Source organism: Rhizobium sp. T1470, assembly GCF_042140505.1.
In the GTDB taxonomy this organism is placed as follows: Bacteria; Pseudomonadota; Alphaproteobacteria; order Rhizobiales; family Rhizobiaceae; genus Rhizobium; species Rhizobium favelukesii.
The window spans coordinates 621,021-635,678 of sequence record NZ_CP148094.1 but is presented as its reverse complement, the minus strand read 5'-3'; the positions used below and the strand labels follow the sequence as shown (position 1 = coordinate 635,678).

The following is a 14,658-nucleotide window of genomic DNA, read 5'->3' as shown; positions in this document are numbered from 1 at the left end:
TGCCGCGCTCTCCTATGTCTCTGATCTTCAACTGTCGCGACGCAACTTGTGTTTCCGTCAAGCCAAGTAGCCTGTGTACAATAGTTACATGGTATAGCGCGACGATCAGGATGAGACGCGAGCGACAATCTGGATGAGATTCTTATGTCGCGGTTGGAGCGAAGTTATCATGTTGATTGTCGCTGGCAAGAGTTTCATCGTGTTCTGATTGCCGCTCCGCGACAAGCTGGGAAGAGCTTTTGATTGTCGCGAATGAGGCGGGTCTGCCGCGCTGGCGTTTGGCTTCCATGGCCGAACGCCGCCGGTAGCTTTCGACATTCATCTCGAAGATTGTTGCGTGATGGACAAGTCGGTCCACCGCGGCAAGCGTCATGGCCGGGTCTGGAAAGACGCGGTTCCATTCTCCGAAGGGCTGATTGGCGGTGATCATGATGGAACGCCGCTCATATCTTGCGGAGATGAGTTCGAAGAGCACGCTCGTTTCGGCCTGGTCCTTGGTGACGTAGGCCAGGTCGTCGAGGATGAGAAGATCGAACTTGTCGAGCTTTGCGATGGCGGCTTCGAGCTGAAGCTCCCTCCGCGCGACCTGAAGCTTCTGGACGAGATCGGTCGTGCGGGTGAAGAGCACGCGCCAGCCGTTCTCGATTAGCGCGAGGCCGACGGCTGCGGCGAGATGGCTCTTTCCGCCGCCGGGCGGACCGAACATCAGGATATTGGCGCCTTTGGCGAGCCAGCTATCGCCGGCTGCAATCGCCATGACCTGGGCCTTGGAGACCATGGGAACAGCGTCGAAGGCGAAGCTGTCGAGCGTCTTTCCGGGTGGCAGGTGGGCCTCGGCGAGGTGTCTTTCGATCCTGCGATGGGCGCGTTCGGCCAATTCATGCTCGGCGATGGCCGAGAGGAAACGGGCAGCAGGCCATCCTTCCCGATCGGCCTGCTCGGCAAATTGGTGCCAGAACGTCTTGATCGTCGGCAGCCTCAGTTCGTTGAGCATGATGCCGAGGCGGGCTTCATCGACTGTGTGGATGTTGCTCTTCATGCGACCTCTCCCGCATAGGCCGTGCCGATCAGGGCTTCATAACCATTGAGCGACGCGAGTTGCACATGAACGATCGGCAACTGATCCGGGTCCGGGCTGAAGACCGCTCTCAAAGCCGCCAGATCAGGCAGTTTGTGGGCGTCGAGCGTTTTGGCAAGCTCCTCGGCCAGTTCACGCTCGCAACTGCGATCGTGAGCCAAGGCAAGCAGTTCCACGGTGATCTTGCAAGCCTGCCGCTCGGGCAGTTGCTCGATGAGCGCGTCGAAAGTCCTGCGATATTCCGGCCTGGGGAAGAGCTTGTCGCGATAGACGAGCCCCAAAAGCGCCATCGGCTTTTTGCGCAGGGAATGAATGACGTGATGATAGTTGACGACTTGATCGTGCTTGCCACTCGCATGGGCGCGGCCTCGGGGTAATGTCAGCAGATGCGTGCCGCCGATGAAGACGTCGAGGCGATCGTCGAACAGACGCACCCGCAGCCGGTGGCCAATCAGACGGGAAGGCACGGTGTAGAAGACCTTGCGCAAGGCGAAGCCGCCGGTGCTCGATACGGTGACGATGACCTCTTCGAAGTCGGTGGTGCGACGATCGGGAAGAGCTTGCAGATGCGTGCGCTCGGCATCGATGCGCTTGCCATGTGCGGCATTGCGGCGGCTGACGATCTCATCGATGAAGGCGCGATAGGATCCGAGGTCGCCAAAGTCCCTGGTTCCGCGCATCAGCAGAGCATCGCGGATCGCATTCTTGAGATGGCCGTGGGAACTTTCGATCGAGCCGTTCTCGTGCGCGACGCCCTTGTTGTTGCGCGTCGGCGTCATGCGATAATGGGCGCACAGTTCGTCGTAGCGATGCGTCAGATCGACCTTGGCGTCGGCATCGAGGTTGCGGAAGGCGGCCGATAAGCTGTCGCTGCGATGATAGAGCGGCGAACCGCCAACCGACCACAGGGCGTTCTGCAGCCCCTCGGCCAGAGCGACGAAGCTCTCTCCACCCAGGATGACATGGGCATGCTCGAAGCCCGACCAGACCAGCCGGAAGTGATAAAGCAGATGATCGAGCGATTGGCCGGCGATCGTCACGCCGAGGCTGCCCATGTCGGTAAAATCCGACAGTCCTAACCGACCGGGTTCGTGCATCTGACGGAAGATCACTTCCTGCTCCTGACCGTGAACAGCCCGCCATGATCGGATACGACGCTCAATCGTACGGCGAACACCTTCTGACAGCTCTGGATGACGCCGCAGCATCTCGTTGTAAACGGCGACCGCTCGGATGCCGGGCGCGGCCTTGAGGAGCGGAACAACCTCGGCGTCGAAGATGTGCTCAAGGGGATCGGGGCGACGCCGGTCGCGCGGCGGCTTGGTCTGCGATGGAAGACGCGCATCCTTCTCGATGCGGTAAGCCGTCGCCCGGCTGATCGACGCCTTGGCGGCAGCGACCTCAATGGGGTTGTTTTGTCGGTACTTCATAAAAAGCCTCGTCTGATGATCGGTTACATGGCGACCCGGCACAAAGGTGATTCTCCATTCTCAGAAAATCACCGACGCTACCGGGCCAACCGCGATCATGAGACGCCGAAAAATTGCGCCGCGGCGGGGGTGTAACTCCAGTCGGGCTACGCCCTCCCTTCGTCACACCCCCGCCGCCGAGTCTCATCCTGATTGACGCTGAGTCTCACCTTGTTTGTCGCCGCGCACATGGAGGCGTGCATGGGTGCGCTTTATTGGGGCGCTGTTGGCGAAGGGCGGATTTGGTCGGCGCATCTGGTGCAGGTGTTCGATTCCACCCGTGGTGCGCGCCCACGTCTGCGCCCTCGCCGCCGGCTTCATCTCGCTTCAATCCGCTGACACGGTCCTAAGGCTACCGCACTATTGTCCATGAGTTTTTGAGACATGTAGGTGTATTCGAGCGCGTAACGGCGGGCGGATTCCTGCAGGTTGGCGGCCGCGGCGTGACCGCCCTCGATATTTTCATAATAGTAGAAGGGTAGACCCATATCTTCGAACAGGGCGGCCATCTTGCGCGCGTGCACCGGTCCGACACGGTCATCCTTGGTCGAAGTCTCGAAGAAAGGTTCTGGATAGGCCACGCCCGCCCTGACGTTATGATAAGGCGAGATCGAGCGTAGGAAGGCGCCTTCGGCTGGATCGTCTGGATTGCCATATTCGCCCTGCCAGGAGGCACCTGCCGACATCCGGGTGAAATTGACCATGTCGAGAAGCGGCACCTGGATCACGACCGCGTTCCACAGGTCAGGGCGCTCGGTCAGTTGCACGCCCATAAGCAGGCCGCCATTAGAACCACCCATGATCCCGAGATGCGGTGTCGAGGTGACCTTCTTCGCAATCAGGTCCTGGGCCACGGCCTGGAAGTCGTCGAAGACGCGCTGACGAAGGGTCTTCAGGCCGGCCTGGTGCCATTTCGGTCCGAATTCGCCGCCGCCGCGGATATGGGCCAGCGCGTAGGCGCCGCCCTTTTCCAGCCATAGCTTGCCAAGCACTGCCGAATAGCGAGGCTGCATTGGAATTTCGAAACCGCCATAGGCGTAGAGGATGGTCGGGCTCGTGCCGTCCAGCTTGACATCCTTGCGTGCCACGAGGAAGTATGGAACCTTCGTGCCATCCGTCGAGGTCGCCCAGAACTGCTGTACTTGCAGGCCTTGGGCATCGAAGCGTTCAGGGATCGACTTGATCTCCTCGACCTTGCCGCTTGCAGCATCGGCACGAAACAGGGTGGAAGGTTCGAGGAAACCTTCTGAGAAGACGAACAAATGATCGCTCCCATGGTCGCTAGACGTCAGGGACAGGGTCGAATTTTTCGGCAGCGCCAACTTGAAAGACGACCAGCGGCCCTTGCCGAAATCGAAGCTGCGTACCTCACTGGTGACGTTCGACAGGATAGACAGGACGAGACGGTTTTTGGTCTGGGCAGTCCCTTTGACAGACTGGTGCTCGTTTGGCATGAACAGCGCCAGCGGTTCGACGTGCGCCGGATCGGCGAGCGCCGCCTTGAGATCGAAAGCGATGATCGCGCCATTGTGGAAGACGGTGCCCTTGGCCGAGGTCCAGTCCGACTTCAACTGATAGATTGCCTGGCCCTTGTAGTAGCCGTTAAAGATGGCCGTGTTCGGGAGGGGCAGGACCACCTTGCCGCTATCGTTGTGGCCGTTCGGGTAGAAGGCTAGTTCGGTATTGAAGAAGTCGAGGCCGCGATAGGAGGTGTCCATGACATACTTGCCGTCGATGTCGCGCAGCACGCCGCGCCCTGCCGAGACATCCTTCTTATCGCCGCGGAAAATCTCGACCGCCTGATCCAGGCCCTGGCCGCGCTTCAGCACCTTCGTGACATATGCATAGCCGGAAACGGTCACTTCGCCCGGCGTCCATTCCCGGGTCACATAGATGGTGTTCTCGTCCACCCAGGTCACCGACTGCTTGCCTTCGGGCAGGACGAAGCCTTCCTTAACGAATTCACCCTTGGCAATGTCGAATTCGCGCACCACATTCGCATCCTTGCCGCCATCGGACAGGCTGATCAGGCGGAGATTGTTGGCCGGCGGCAGGCTGTCCCCGCCTGCGAAAACCCAGGTCTTGCCCTCGGCCTTGGACAGCGCATCGACATCGAGGATGGTGCGCCATTGCGGCTTGCCTGACCTGTAGGATTCCCAGCTCGCACGCCGCCACAAGCCTTGTACGTGCGTGCCGTCCTGCCAAAAGTTGTCGATCATGTCGCCTTGCGCGAAGCCGGGCGAAGCAATACGATCGGTGGCCTGTAGGATCTTCAGAATCTCGGCTTGGTATTCGCTGTAGCGCGGATCTTTCGACAGCTTATTGACGGTCGATAGGTTATGCGCCCTGACCCAGGTCATCGCCTCGTCGCCGTTGACCTCGTTCAGATAGGCGCGAGGGTCGGTGGCATCGTTAGGAGCCTTGTTGGGGTTGGAACCGATCGCCTTGGCGACGGTGGTCATCTGGGGCTGGTCGGAAGCCGTCATGGCGGTCGCCATAGCCAAGGCCGCCGCCGTCATTAAGCTGTTCATAGATGTACTGCTCATGGTTAGCCCTTTCGAAAACCTCGAAAAACGTAGGCGAAGCGATGGAAATGAACCGCTTCGCCTACCTTCTAGGCAAGAGCTGTGCCAGTAAGATACGCTTGAATTCAATGGATTATTTGGGACGGCGGGAGGCCATGTAGTTATAAGTCGCACCATAATGTCGCAACCGCGACACGCTTGTCGCTTCGCGATGGCTCTAATACCAGCGTGAGCGATCTCTGACTCTTTTTGAGGTTTCCAAATCAGTTGAGTTCTGAATCAATACCGCAAACGGAGGTTTGCGGATGACATCAGGAATTCCACTGCGCGATGACTTCGACGGCTTCGCTCTTCGGGCGTTGGCCAAAGGCACGAAGGATGCGGCACAGGCTCGGCGGCTTCTTGCCCTTGCCGAAATCTATGATGGCCATTCCCGCAGCGATGCGGCCAGGATCGGAGGCGTGACCCTGCAAATTGTCCGCGACTGGGTTATTCGCTTCAATGCGCGTGGCCCGTCGGGGCTCATCAATGGCAAAGCACCCGGCAATCAAGGAAAGCTTTCCGACGTGCATCGCCAGGCTTTGGCAAAGATCGTCGAAAGTGGCCCGATACCGGCGGTGCATGGCGTTGTGCGCTGGCGGCGCAAGGATCTTGCTCAATGGCTGTTCCAAGAATATCGGATATCCGTCGATGAAACGACCATTGGCCGCGAATTGAAGGCGCTCGGCTTTGCAAAGCTGTCTGCCCGCCCGCGCCATTACGCCCAGAACGAAGGCGACCTGGAGAGTTTTAAAAAAAGTTCCCCGCCACACTGGCAGCCATCAAAGGCAGGCTCCCGAAGAACGTCGAGATTGAGCTCTGGTGGGCCGACGAAGCTCGGATAGGCCAAAAGAACAAGATCACCCGGCGATGGGCACGCAGGGGAACAAGGCCTTCGGCACCACACGATCAACGCACGATGTGGACCTATATCTTCGGCGCTATCTGCCCCAAGAAGGGCAAAGGTGCGGGTCTCGTTCTTCCCTACTGCGACACCAGCGCGCCATGAACCAGCATTTGATCGAAATCAGCCAGGCCGTCGATGACGGCGCTCATGCCGTGCTGATCGTTGATCAGGCGGGGTGGCATGTCACGCCGAAGCTCGATGTGCCCGACAACATCACACTGCTCTTCCTGCCGCCACGCTCGCCCGAATTAAATCCCGTCGAGAACGTGTGGCAATTTCTGCGTGACAACTGGTTGTCCAACCGGATCTTCAAAGATTACGAGGACATCGTCGCCCATTGCTGCGACGCATGGAACAAGCTGGTCGCTCAGCCGTGGAAGATCATGTCGATTGGAATGCGTGACTGGGCGCACCGGTTTTGATTAGCGCTCGTTGGTATTACAAATTCGGCCGGCCAAAGGTCAATTCGACTGCAAAACCCAATGACAAAATGCAACACTTCGCGACCGGCCACACCCTCGGTCTGGCCGTTGCTCCAGGGGAGTTCGATTGCGTGCGTGGCGGCATCGATGTCGCGTGGGATGGTTCGCGCGAAGCGCTGAGTAGCGGCGCGTGAAGCAAACGCTTCAACGCCACGATAGCTGATCTTTGGGGAGCCGACCGCTCGGGTCATCCACCTTTACCTGGCGAGGGAGATCTGGCCCCCATTTCCACAAAACGAGGTTCTGGTCATCCGACTCGGCGCCAGGCGCGAAACTCGGCACGAGGATGCCGGCCGCGCCGTGCCCGTGGAGGCGATCGTAGATCGCCCAGGAGGCGGGGCGTCGTGCATCTGCAAGTGCGGTTGCCCAGGCGCAAGTCATTTCATCGAATGAAACAGAATATTCGCGCCTGCCTTGCTCGGTGGTCAGATCAGCGACGTCCTCGCAGTCAATGTCGTAAGAACACAGGACGCAGGGATCGATGCGGTGGGCGAAGCCTTGATTGGCTTCCTTTACAGCCGTCATGATGCTGCGCGCAACGTAAAGCGCCGGCACTCCCTTCGGATTGAAGCGGGCGCCCCTGATTGCAGCACCATCGCCGGATGTTGGTTTAAAGGACCAGCGTGGATCATGCGCGCGATAGCAGGTTCCCTTAAACCTCAAGCAAAGCCGCCCAAGGCCATGTGGTCGAGATAATCGCGAACGGCTGCAGCCTTGCCATCCTTTACAAGTGCCTCGGCAGTTCGGTCACCGAAAGCCGGCAGCGGTTGTGCCCGGTACCAGGCCATTGCCTGTTCCTTGCCGCCGGCCCACTCTGTGATCCGGCTGATGATTTCAAGCATCTCGCGAAGACGGCTCTGCGTTTTCGCTGCACCGCTGCGCTCGCTCCGGTAGAGGCTTTCGCGCGCAAGTCCCGCAGTTTCCGCAAGCTGGCCTTTAGACATGCCAAAACCGTCTGCCACTTGCCCGATCGCGATTTTTCCACCTCGATCCATGTAAGACAGTATCAACGGACCGATCTCTCCAGGGTGTTTGTGCGCTTGAGCCATCTCTCTGCCTGCCATATGTAGAAACATATTTTACGTGCATAGGATATGGCATGACCCGCTCCGTTGCAAGGTGCCTCGCTCAAGCGACTTGTCGGTTATCACCGGTCCGTACTGCGCCGGGATCGCCTTCATCGCCTTTGCACAGCGCATTGGGTTGACGCTTGAGGAGATCGGCGCCGAGCTCGCCAAGTTGCCGGCAAACCGCGTGCCGTCGCGTCGGGATTGGTCACGTCTGTCTAGCGAGTGGGCATTGCGCATCGATCAGCATAACCGAGTTGCAGCGCCTGCGGTCGGGGCTTACCGAGTGCATCGGCTGCGGCTGCCTGTCGATCGACCATCGACCGGAGTAGCCTGGCGAACCCTGCTGATGTGGCAGGACGCAATGGGCCGGGGCCGAGGTATTGGCTGGGGTGAATTGGGTGCCGGTTACTGCAATCTGTGCCTAGCCCGCCTGATGGCGACGATCACCCACGTCCTAACCATCGACTATGTCGCGAAAATACTCGACGAGGACCCTGAGCTCCTTGGGCGATCGTCAGAAATTCCGATAATCTGACCTATGGAAGTATCATCAGCGTCTGTGCCGGATCAGACGAGGCAATTACTGCTCTCACTGACGATGGCATTGACGAGCTGCGCCAGATGCTTGCTCACGCTCGCCGCTCGACCGACGAATGGAACAATGGAACGACTTCCTCAAAGTCTTTGTCGACGACGATAGAGCTCATCGCCCACATCAAAGCGAAATCTCCGCGGTAACAACAATCGGGCGGTTACGGTTGAAGAGATGTTGAACACTTTCGAATACGCCAAGCAGCCCACTTTGGTGAACTTGCATGATCGGTTCTTCGGAATCGATACCGCCGCCTCAGTCTCTCAGCTCACCTCAAATTGGATTATGGCCCACCCTCGGTTAGAGATCGTTCCGAAGCAGATTTTATGGCCATTAGAAATGGCAGGATGCCGGAATGAACATCAGGTTAGTTGGCCCAGTCCCTAACGGGTGGAATACTCTCCATGGCCAATGTCCGTCGCCAAACTCCGACTTTCGACAGATATTAGATTACCAACTTCCAACGTCTCTCTACTCAGAAGCCTTGCCTAACCGACGAATCCCATGCGCGTGAATATCCGGTGCCGATAGCGCCAACATTTATGCATCTTTTATGCACAAATGTCTGGATTCACAAAAACATCTTTCAGATCAGCAACGTACGCCTTCTATTTATGCAAAATACCGCGATCAGCGATGTGCGGGGCCGCCGCCAGCCTTTGCCTCGTGGTAGCGTTCGACAAGGTCGGGCTCCACGCCATATGCGACACAGTTCACTTCGCTGATCGACTCGATGATGTCCGAGAACGATTGAACAATGACATCGAAGTCTTCGCCCTCGATATCCGCGAACGCCTCCGTTGCGAAATCATCCGGTGTCATTGCCGGGTCATCGACCGCTCGATTGAGATATTCCGCGACCGCGTCATCAAGGCGTCGTCGCATCCTGATTTCGATAGAGCGTGGCACTCTCTTGGTGGTCGCTGCCACAAGATAGGACGGCGCTGTGATCGCATAGCCTTCGGAGATGGCTTTGCTGAGGTATTTTGTATCCGCCAGTTCGTACCATGTCGTCATGCCGATGCCGTAAGCGGCTCTACCCACTCCGACGAAGGAAATAGGAGGCAGGCCTGCCTTGAGGAGGGGGATATTGCTGAGCAGCCGCCCAGTCCGCTTGTTGCCATCGATAAAAGGCTGCAGATACGCGATGCCTGCAAGCAGCGCGAAGGAGGCCTCGAAAGGGTCTCTCGTCATCGATGCTTTCCAGCAGAGCTCCGAAAGACCCATTGATAGCTCCGCGTGATCGGACGACGGAGAGTATGAACTGGTCGTGATTGAAACCGGGTCGCGCCGAACCGCTCCCAGATTGTTCTGCCTGACCAGTGTCCGCATGAGCATAGCGTGCAGTCTCATCACCGTTTCCGACGTGATCTGCGCCGTTGCGATATTGTCGATAACCCAGCCAATAGCCTGCTTGTGATTCAAGATCATTTGCACTTCGACTTCGGACTTGCCACCCGCGACTTCCGCGTATTTGATCAGAGCCTCGGTCTCGGGCAGAGAATACGTGTTTCCCTCAAGCGCCGAGGAAGCCCACGACATCTCGATCAAAAACCTTTCGGCAATTTCGCGCGTGTACGTCGAAGGGTCGAGATCAAGTCCGCCCTGCCCAACGGAATCGGCCATGAGAGCGCGCGCAGCGGGATCAAGCCAGGGTCCAGCGTCAGTGTCATAGGATCGAAACCGCATTGGATCATAGTTCACATGCGGACGTAGATGGCTGGGAACTGAAAACCATCTCGCTTCCGAAGTTAAGTTGAAAGACGCGTCTCTAGTGGTTCCGGACTTTTCAACGAGTCCCGATGCGCCAAGCTTAGCCAGGGCTCGGGAAACCGAAGACTGACTGGAAGGCCGAAGCTCTAGCAACTGGATGATCTTCGCCTGAGAAAGCCCGCTTCCGCCGCGCCGTGCAAGCGTGTCATAAACGTTCTTCTCCAGACCTTGTAATTCGGGGACAAGAAGGACGGGATGCATAGGACTACCTCTCACTAAACGTCATCCAATATATGCATAAAACGCGCATAAAAAAGCCATGTCTCACGACAGGCTCTTGATTGCAAAAATCGATTCGGTAAGGCATTGATATCAGTGGTTTTTCAACGCAGAAAATTTTCATGCATAAAAACTGCATGAAATACGGGCCCCGGCACGAAGCCGGCGCTCGAGGCCGCAACAAGAACCATCCGCAGCCACTCCTGAGGATCGAAGCTGGTGGCCTTTTCCCATGCAGCTTGGAGCAAAGAGGAGTCGCCACAGCGCTCGTGGAGCTGGCTGACCATCACGCCTTGGCTCTGTCGCGGACCGCGATACCGAGGGTAATCTGGCGACCATCGGACGGGGGCAGGAAGCGCGCCGAGAGGCTACTCTCTTCAACGCGATGAGGCCGGATTTCGTACCCAATGTCGTCACCGAACTGACGGCTAGAAACTTCCAGCCAGCCGATCAAGCTAGACTGATCGCCGACCTCCGAAAGGCGGGCCTGCCGGCGTCGGACGAAGTGCGAGCATCAATGCTGCTTCCGCTTCACGGACCGACCGAGCTTGTGCCGCGTTGACCTGCGCCCGGCCAAGCGTAACGGAACAGATGCTACCAGATGTTACGGGCCTTTCCCGCCGTCCGACTGTAGAGTTCGACGGATTGCAACGATCAGCTCGGAGGGCCTCCGTCGATGACCAGACCATCACCAAGATCCAGGCATAGTTTCACGGCCGCATTCGTGGCCGGGTTGGTCGCCATGATTGTTTCCGGATTCTTGTCGGTGGCACATGCCGACGAAGGCGCCGCCAAGAAGCTGGTGAAGGCGATGTCCAACTATCTAGCCTCCCAGAAGGCCATCTCTTTCGCCTACGACACCAATCTCGAGGTCGTTACCCCCGAGCATCAGAAGATCCTGCTGGCAAGTTCCGGCAAGATGGAAATGGGCCGGCCCGACAAGCTCCGGGTCACCCGCCACGGCGGCTTTGCGAATGTCGAAATGACATTTGACGGCAAGACGGCGACCCTTTTTGGCAAAGACGCCAACCTCTATGCGCAGGCCGAGGTGCCCGGCACTATCGATGATCTCATCAACGCAATGCGGGAGAAGCTGCACCGGCCGGTTCCCGGAGCAGACCTGCTGCTGCCGGACGTCTACGGCACCTTGATGGACGGCGTCACAAACGTGAAAGACCTTGGGAGTGGCGTGATCGGGGGGGCCGAGTGCGATCATCTCGCCTTCCGCGCCAAGGAGGTCGACTGGCAGATCTGGATCGCTCAAGGCGACCGCCCCTACCCGTGCCGCTACGTGATCACCGCGACACAGGTCGATCAGGGGCCGCAATACAGCATCCAGATCAGCGACTGGAAGACCGGCACCGATGTCATGGCGGCAGACTACACGTTCAAAAACACCTCGAACGCGCAGAAGGTCGATCTGTCGAAGCTCAAGGACACCGACGAGCTTCCCGATCACCTCGCAAAGGGAGCGAAGCAATGACCCTGTTTCAACGGGTGAGAGTTCTTGTAATTGCCGCGGCCGTCGGATTTTCCGGGCTTGAGGTTGCTGAGCAGCTTTCGATCCCCTTGCCAGACGGTATCGTGACCCCGGCAGAAGCCAGGGTCGGCAGACCGCTGACGCCGTACAGCGTTGCCGGAGTGGCGCGCCGAACGGTCCGGCGTTGCGCGGTCGGCGTCTATTATTGTTAGGAGGAGACAGTCGAGGGACGGTCGGCGAGATATTTTTGATGGGGGCGATCTGTGGGCAGTCGAAGTAGCGTAGCGTGGGCGTCGGCTCGAACGAGCTGGGTTCGTTGGTTTCTTGTATGTGCGGTGACTACAGCATTGCCCGGATGCGGAGGACATCCGAAGGATGTGTTGACCCCCGTGGCGAACACCTCACCGCAGTCGCCGAAGGTCGACATGCTGATCGCGACGACCCGCACCCGGTCCACGGTTCCAGGCGAGATGTTCAACGGCGAACGGGCGCTGGCTCCTGCCTTTGCCGATATGACGATATCCATTCCGCCGAGCAAGGTTCGCAAGGAAGGACAGGTCGCCTGGCCGAAGAGGTTGCCGTCCAATCCCGCCACCGACTTCGCCACCGTCAAGGCCGACGATCTCAACATCGACAAGGCAAAAAAATGGCTGAGCGCGACCGTCAGGAAGACCCCGGACGGCAGCGTGCTCGTGTTCATTCACGGTTTCAACAATCGGTTCGAGGATGCCGTCTACCGTTTCGCGCAGATCGTCCACGACTCCGGCGTCCATAGCGCACCCGTTCTGGTAACCTGGCCCTCGCGCGGCAGCCTGCTCGCCTACGGCTACGATCGGGAAAGTACCAACTATACCCGCAACGCACTGGAGACGCTCTTCCAGTATCTGGCAAGAGACCCCGAGGTGAAGGAAGTCTCGATCCTTGCGCATTCCATGGGCAACTGGCTGGCACTGGAATCCTTGCGCCAGATGGCCATTCGCAACGGCCGGCTGCCTGAGAAGTTCAAGAACGTCATGCTCGCGGCCCCCGATGTCGACGTCGACGTGTTCCGCCAGCAGATCGCCGACATGGGCAAGCAGCATCCGCAGTTCACGCTGTTTGTCTCCCGTGATGACAAGGCGCTGGCCTTCTCGCGCCGGGTCTGGGGCGACGTCTCCCGGCTGGGTGCCATCGATCCGGAGCAGGCCCCGTATAAGAAGGAGCTCGAGGACAACAAGATCATGGTCATCGACCTCACCAAGATCAAATCCGGCGACAGCATGAACCACGGCAAGTTCGCCGAGTCACCTGAGATCGTCCAGCTCATTGGCCAGCGCATTTCGGAGGGCCAGACGCTCACCGACAGCAGGGTCGGACTTGGCGATCAGATCCTTGTAGCAACTACGGGCGCCGCAGCGGCGGCTGGCAACGTCGCCGGTCTGGTTCTCGCCGCGCCTGTAGCAGTCGTCGATCAGGACACGCGTGACAACTATGCCAGCCACATCAGCAGCGCGGCGGGCTCGAGCGGCCCTCAGTCGGCCGCAGCGGCGGTCAAGAACTGCGGGGAAGGCAGGCCGACGCCGAACTGCAAACGCTAGGCCGCCAGCTTCGGCTGCCGATCGAGTATGCTTTGATTCGCCACATCCGATCATCGGCGTCACATTTGACTTCTAGATCTCGCTCTGGGACGAGAGGGGTACTGAAATTGACAATGGCATCATACCGCTCCGCTTTGCTCAGTCTGGCCCTGGGATGCAGTGGTGCCAGCACCGATGCCCAGTCGAGCGAGGATCTGGCAAGAAGCTCTCAAATCCGATCGCCTCGCTAATCAGCGTTCCTTTCCAATTCAACCACCACCGCGGCTACGGTCCCGAAGACGGCGACAAGGCGACGCCGAACATTCAGCCTGTGGTTCCCATCGAGATCAACGAGGACTGGAACGTCATCTCTCGAACCATTCTCCCGGTCACCTGGCAGAACGAGATCGCCGGCCCGTCGGGAACCCGGTTTCATCGGGCCAATGTCCGAGGTGCCAGCTGACCTCTAAAATAGCCGCCTTGTCTTGCACCTCGCGCAGCCCTTTGCGTGGAACCAAAGATCGGCAATCGCATTTAGCGACCAGAGGCTTCGCCTCGACCTTTCCTATGTCCCAACCCTTGCCCCGCTGTCATGGCGGGGCCTCTTTAGGGATGGCAAACGCGATGTTCTTCATGGAGGATGTTGTGATGTCTCGAAAACAATTCAGTCGCCACGATGAACCCTTGGATTCTGATGACCTGCGCAAATGTCACGCAGTTTTCGATGCGACTTGCGAAGATTTCGGAATAGAGCCTGGCTCCGAGGAGGCGGATCGCATCGCCGCGATCACCATCGAGCTTTATCAACAGGGCGTGCGCGACGCGAAGCAGCTGCAACAGATTGTCGATGCCGCGCGCGGTTTCAATCTTAGCCGAAAGGGAACCATGGCATAGCGTACGGCGTTTTCGTTTTTTGTTCACGGCCTTGGGGACGTGACGCTCAGCCCTCACCTTGCCCCGCGAACCAAGCGGGGCCTTTTCGCGACCGCTCAAGGACAGCAACACAAGCCGAACGGCTATAGTCCTCAATCTTGGCTTTGTCGGTGAAGTGCGGCGCGAATTTCCGACCATTTGTAATTTCATCAACGTTTTCCAAGCCGCTGAAAACGAGGTGTTGAACGCCTGCTTCAACGGCTGCGTCCGCCAGCTCCCTGCCCTAGTTCTGCTTCATGCGTCGCTGGCGGCGCGATTGGCGGCGTCATCAGGAACACGCCGTGCGAACCGCCGAAATGCCTGTACCATCGCCCGTTTATAACGTGACGGCGCAAATGCTGACGTCGCAATTGCGCGAATTGGAGGCCGACGGGGTCGTGTACAGAAAGGTCTATCCGCAAGTGCTGCCCAAGGTTGAATATTCCCTGACGCCCTTTGGCCGCTCGCTCGCTCCCATCATTCAGGCCATGGCCAGTTGGGGAGAAAGCTACGCCGCTGACGAGCGAAAGCGAATTTCCCTGGTTCCGAAATAGGT

At 58.5% G+C, this 14,658-nt stretch carries 11 protein-coding genes and 7 pseudogenes; 10 read left to right on the top strand and 8 right to left on the bottom strand.

Features of this window, described 5'->3' with window-relative positions; genetic code table 11:
- Window positions 1–142: 142 nt before the first annotated feature.
- The 3 genes from istB to WGT02_RS37460 all read right to left on the bottom strand — a co-directional run bounded on the left by istB (window position 143) and on the right by WGT02_RS37460 (window position 5,093).
- On the bottom strand, window positions 143–1,039 hold the full coding sequence (istB, locus tag WGT02_RS37470) for an IS21-like element helper ATPase IstB (RefSeq protein WP_208245168.1): 897 nt from the start codon (window positions 1,037–1,039) through the stop codon (window positions 143–145).
- A complete protein-coding gene (gene istA / locus WGT02_RS37465) occupies window positions 1,036–2,508 on the bottom strand; it encodes an IS21 family transposase (protein ID WP_208245170.1) in 1,473 nt (490 codons plus the stop codon). The genes istB and istA overlap by 4 nt, the downstream gene beginning before the upstream one ends.
- A 356-nt stretch (window positions 2,509–2,864) precedes the next feature.
- Window positions 2,865–5,093, bottom strand: coding sequence for a prolyl oligopeptidase family protein (locus WGT02_RS37460; protein ID WP_208245576.1), 2,229 nt, complete (start codon window positions 5,091–5,093; stop codon window positions 2,865–2,867).
- A 284-nt stretch (window positions 5,094–5,377) separates the two neighbouring features.
- Here WGT02_RS37460 and WGT02_RS37455 point away from each other — a divergent pair.
- Window positions 5,378–6,440, top strand: a pseudogene (locus tag WGT02_RS37455) (IS630 family transposase).
- Here the strand turns inward: WGT02_RS37455 and WGT02_RS37450 are convergent.
- The 3 genes and pseudogenes from WGT02_RS37450 to WGT02_RS37440 form a co-directional block, all read right to left on the bottom strand.
- Window positions 6,386–6,616: pseudogene (locus tag WGT02_RS37450) on the bottom strand (hypothetical protein); the annotation flags it as partial. The pseudogenes WGT02_RS37455 and WGT02_RS37450 sit on opposite strands and share 55 nt — an antisense overlap.
- Before the next feature lie 28 nt (window positions 6,617–6,644).
- On the bottom strand, window positions 6,645–7,163 hold the full coding sequence (locus WGT02_RS37445) for an RES family NAD+ phosphorylase (RefSeq protein WP_024316551.1): 519 nt from the start codon (window positions 7,161–7,163) through the stop codon (window positions 6,645–6,647).
- Window positions 7,160–7,549: an antitoxin Xre/MbcA/ParS toxin-binding domain-containing protein gene (locus WGT02_RS37440; protein WP_024316552.1), complete on the bottom strand. Its 390-nt coding sequence runs from the start codon at window positions 7,547–7,549 to the stop codon at window positions 7,160–7,162. Before WGT02_RS37440 ends, WGT02_RS37445 begins: the two co-directional genes overlap by 4 nt.
- A gap of 96 nt (window positions 7,550–7,645) precedes the next feature.
- Here WGT02_RS37440 and WGT02_RS37435 point away from each other — a divergent pair.
- Together WGT02_RS37435 and WGT02_RS37430 are read left to right on the top strand one after the other, a co-directional pair.
- Window positions 7,646–7,963, top strand: a pseudogene (locus tag WGT02_RS37435) (MerR family DNA-binding protein); the annotation flags it as partial.
- Window positions 7,964–8,003: 40 nt separating this feature from the next.
- A pseudogene (locus WGT02_RS37430) lies at window positions 8,004–8,308 on the top strand (hypothetical protein).
- Window positions 8,309–8,792: 484 nt separating this feature from the next.
- Here WGT02_RS37430 and WGT02_RS37425 read toward each other — a convergent pair.
- The gene (locus tag WGT02_RS37425) at window positions 8,793–9,788 is read right to left on the bottom strand and encodes a Fic family protein (protein ID WP_157997378.1); all 996 of its coding nucleotides are present in this window, start codon (window positions 9,786–9,788) and stop codon (window positions 8,793–8,795) included.
- Between the two features lie 706 nt (window positions 9,789–10,494).
- On the opposite strand from WGT02_RS37425, the pseudogene WGT02_RS37420 reads away from it, so the two are divergent.
- The 6 genes and pseudogenes from WGT02_RS37420 to WGT02_RS37395 all read left to right on the top strand — a co-directional run.
- Window positions 10,495–10,716, top strand: a pseudogene (locus WGT02_RS37420) (adenylate cyclase); the annotation flags it as partial.
- Between the two features lie 114 nt (window positions 10,717–10,830).
- Complete coding sequence (locus WGT02_RS37415) at window positions 10,831–11,637, top strand: DUF2092 domain-containing protein (protein ID WP_375679935.1); 807 nt, start codon at window positions 10,831–10,833, stop codon at window positions 11,635–11,637.
- Window positions 11,634–11,846: a hypothetical protein gene (locus WGT02_RS37410; RefSeq protein WP_024316557.1), complete on the top strand. Its 213-nt coding sequence runs from the start codon at window positions 11,634–11,636 to the stop codon at window positions 11,844–11,846. Before WGT02_RS37415 ends, WGT02_RS37410 begins: the two co-directional genes overlap by 4 nt.
- A 123-nt stretch (window positions 11,847–11,969) precedes the next feature.
- Window positions 11,970–13,211, top strand: coding sequence for an alpha/beta hydrolase (locus WGT02_RS37405; RefSeq protein WP_051166706.1), 1,242 nt, complete (start codon window positions 11,970–11,972; stop codon window positions 13,209–13,211).
- Window positions 13,212–13,324: 113 nt separating this feature from the next.
- Window positions 13,325–13,623: pseudogene (locus WGT02_RS37400) on the top strand (transporter); the annotation flags it as partial.
- A 191-nt stretch (window positions 13,624–13,814) separates the two neighbouring features.
- On the top strand, window positions 13,815–14,084 hold the full coding sequence (locus tag WGT02_RS37395; protein WP_208245577.1) for a hypothetical protein: 270 nt from the start codon (window positions 13,815–13,817) through the stop codon (window positions 14,082–14,084).
- A 118-nt stretch (window positions 14,085–14,202) separates the two neighbouring features.
- Here WGT02_RS37395 and WGT02_RS37390 read toward each other — a convergent pair.
- Window positions 14,203–14,419, bottom strand: a pseudogene (locus tag WGT02_RS37390) (NmrA family NAD(P)-binding protein); the annotation flags it as partial.
- On the opposite strand from WGT02_RS37390, the gene WGT02_RS37385 reads away from it, so the two are divergent.
- The gene (locus WGT02_RS37385; RefSeq protein WP_208245578.1) at window positions 14,360–14,656 is read left to right on the top strand and encodes a helix-turn-helix domain-containing protein; all 297 of its coding nucleotides are present in this window, start codon (window positions 14,360–14,362) and stop codon (window positions 14,654–14,656) included. The pseudogene WGT02_RS37390 and the gene WGT02_RS37385 overlap by 60 nt on opposite strands.
- The last annotated feature ends 2 nt before the right edge of the window (window positions 14,657–14,658 follow it).

What these genes read in the sequence shown, in the direction of transcription:
- istB (WP_208245168.1), bottom strand. Translation starts at nt 1,039, where the DNA reads ATGAAGAGCAACATCCACACAGTCGATGAAGCCCGCCTCGGCATCATG.
- istA (WP_208245170.1), bottom strand. Translation starts at nt 2,508, where the DNA reads ATGAAGTACCGACAAAACAACCCCATTGAGGTCGCTGCCGCCAAGGCG.
- WGT02_RS37460 (WP_208245576.1), bottom strand. Translation starts at nt 5,093, where the DNA reads ATGAGCAGTACATCTATGAACAGCTTAATGACGGCGGCGGCCTTGGCT.
- WGT02_RS37440 (WP_024316552.1), bottom strand. Translation starts at nt 7,549, where the DNA reads ATGGCTCAAGCGCACAAACACCCTGGAGAGATCGGTCCGTTGATACTG.
- WGT02_RS37425 (WP_157997378.1), bottom strand. Translation starts at nt 9,788, where the DNA reads ATGGCCGATTCCGTTGGGCAGGGCGGACTTGATCTCGACCCTTCGACG.
- WGT02_RS37415 (WP_375679935.1), top strand. Translation starts at nt 10,831, where the DNA reads ATGACCAGACCATCACCAAGATCCAGGCATAGTTTCACGGCCGCATTC.
- WGT02_RS37410 (WP_024316557.1), top strand. Translation starts at nt 11,634, where the DNA reads ATGACCCTGTTTCAACGGGTGAGAGTTCTTGTAATTGCCGCGGCCGTC.
- WGT02_RS37395 (WP_208245577.1), top strand. Translation starts at nt 13,815, where the DNA reads ATGTTCTTCATGGAGGATGTTGTGATGTCTCGAAAACAATTCAGTCGC.
- WGT02_RS37385 (WP_208245578.1), top strand. Translation starts at nt 14,360, where the DNA reads ATGCGTCGCTGGCGGCGCGATTGGCGGCGTCATCAGGAACACGCCGTG.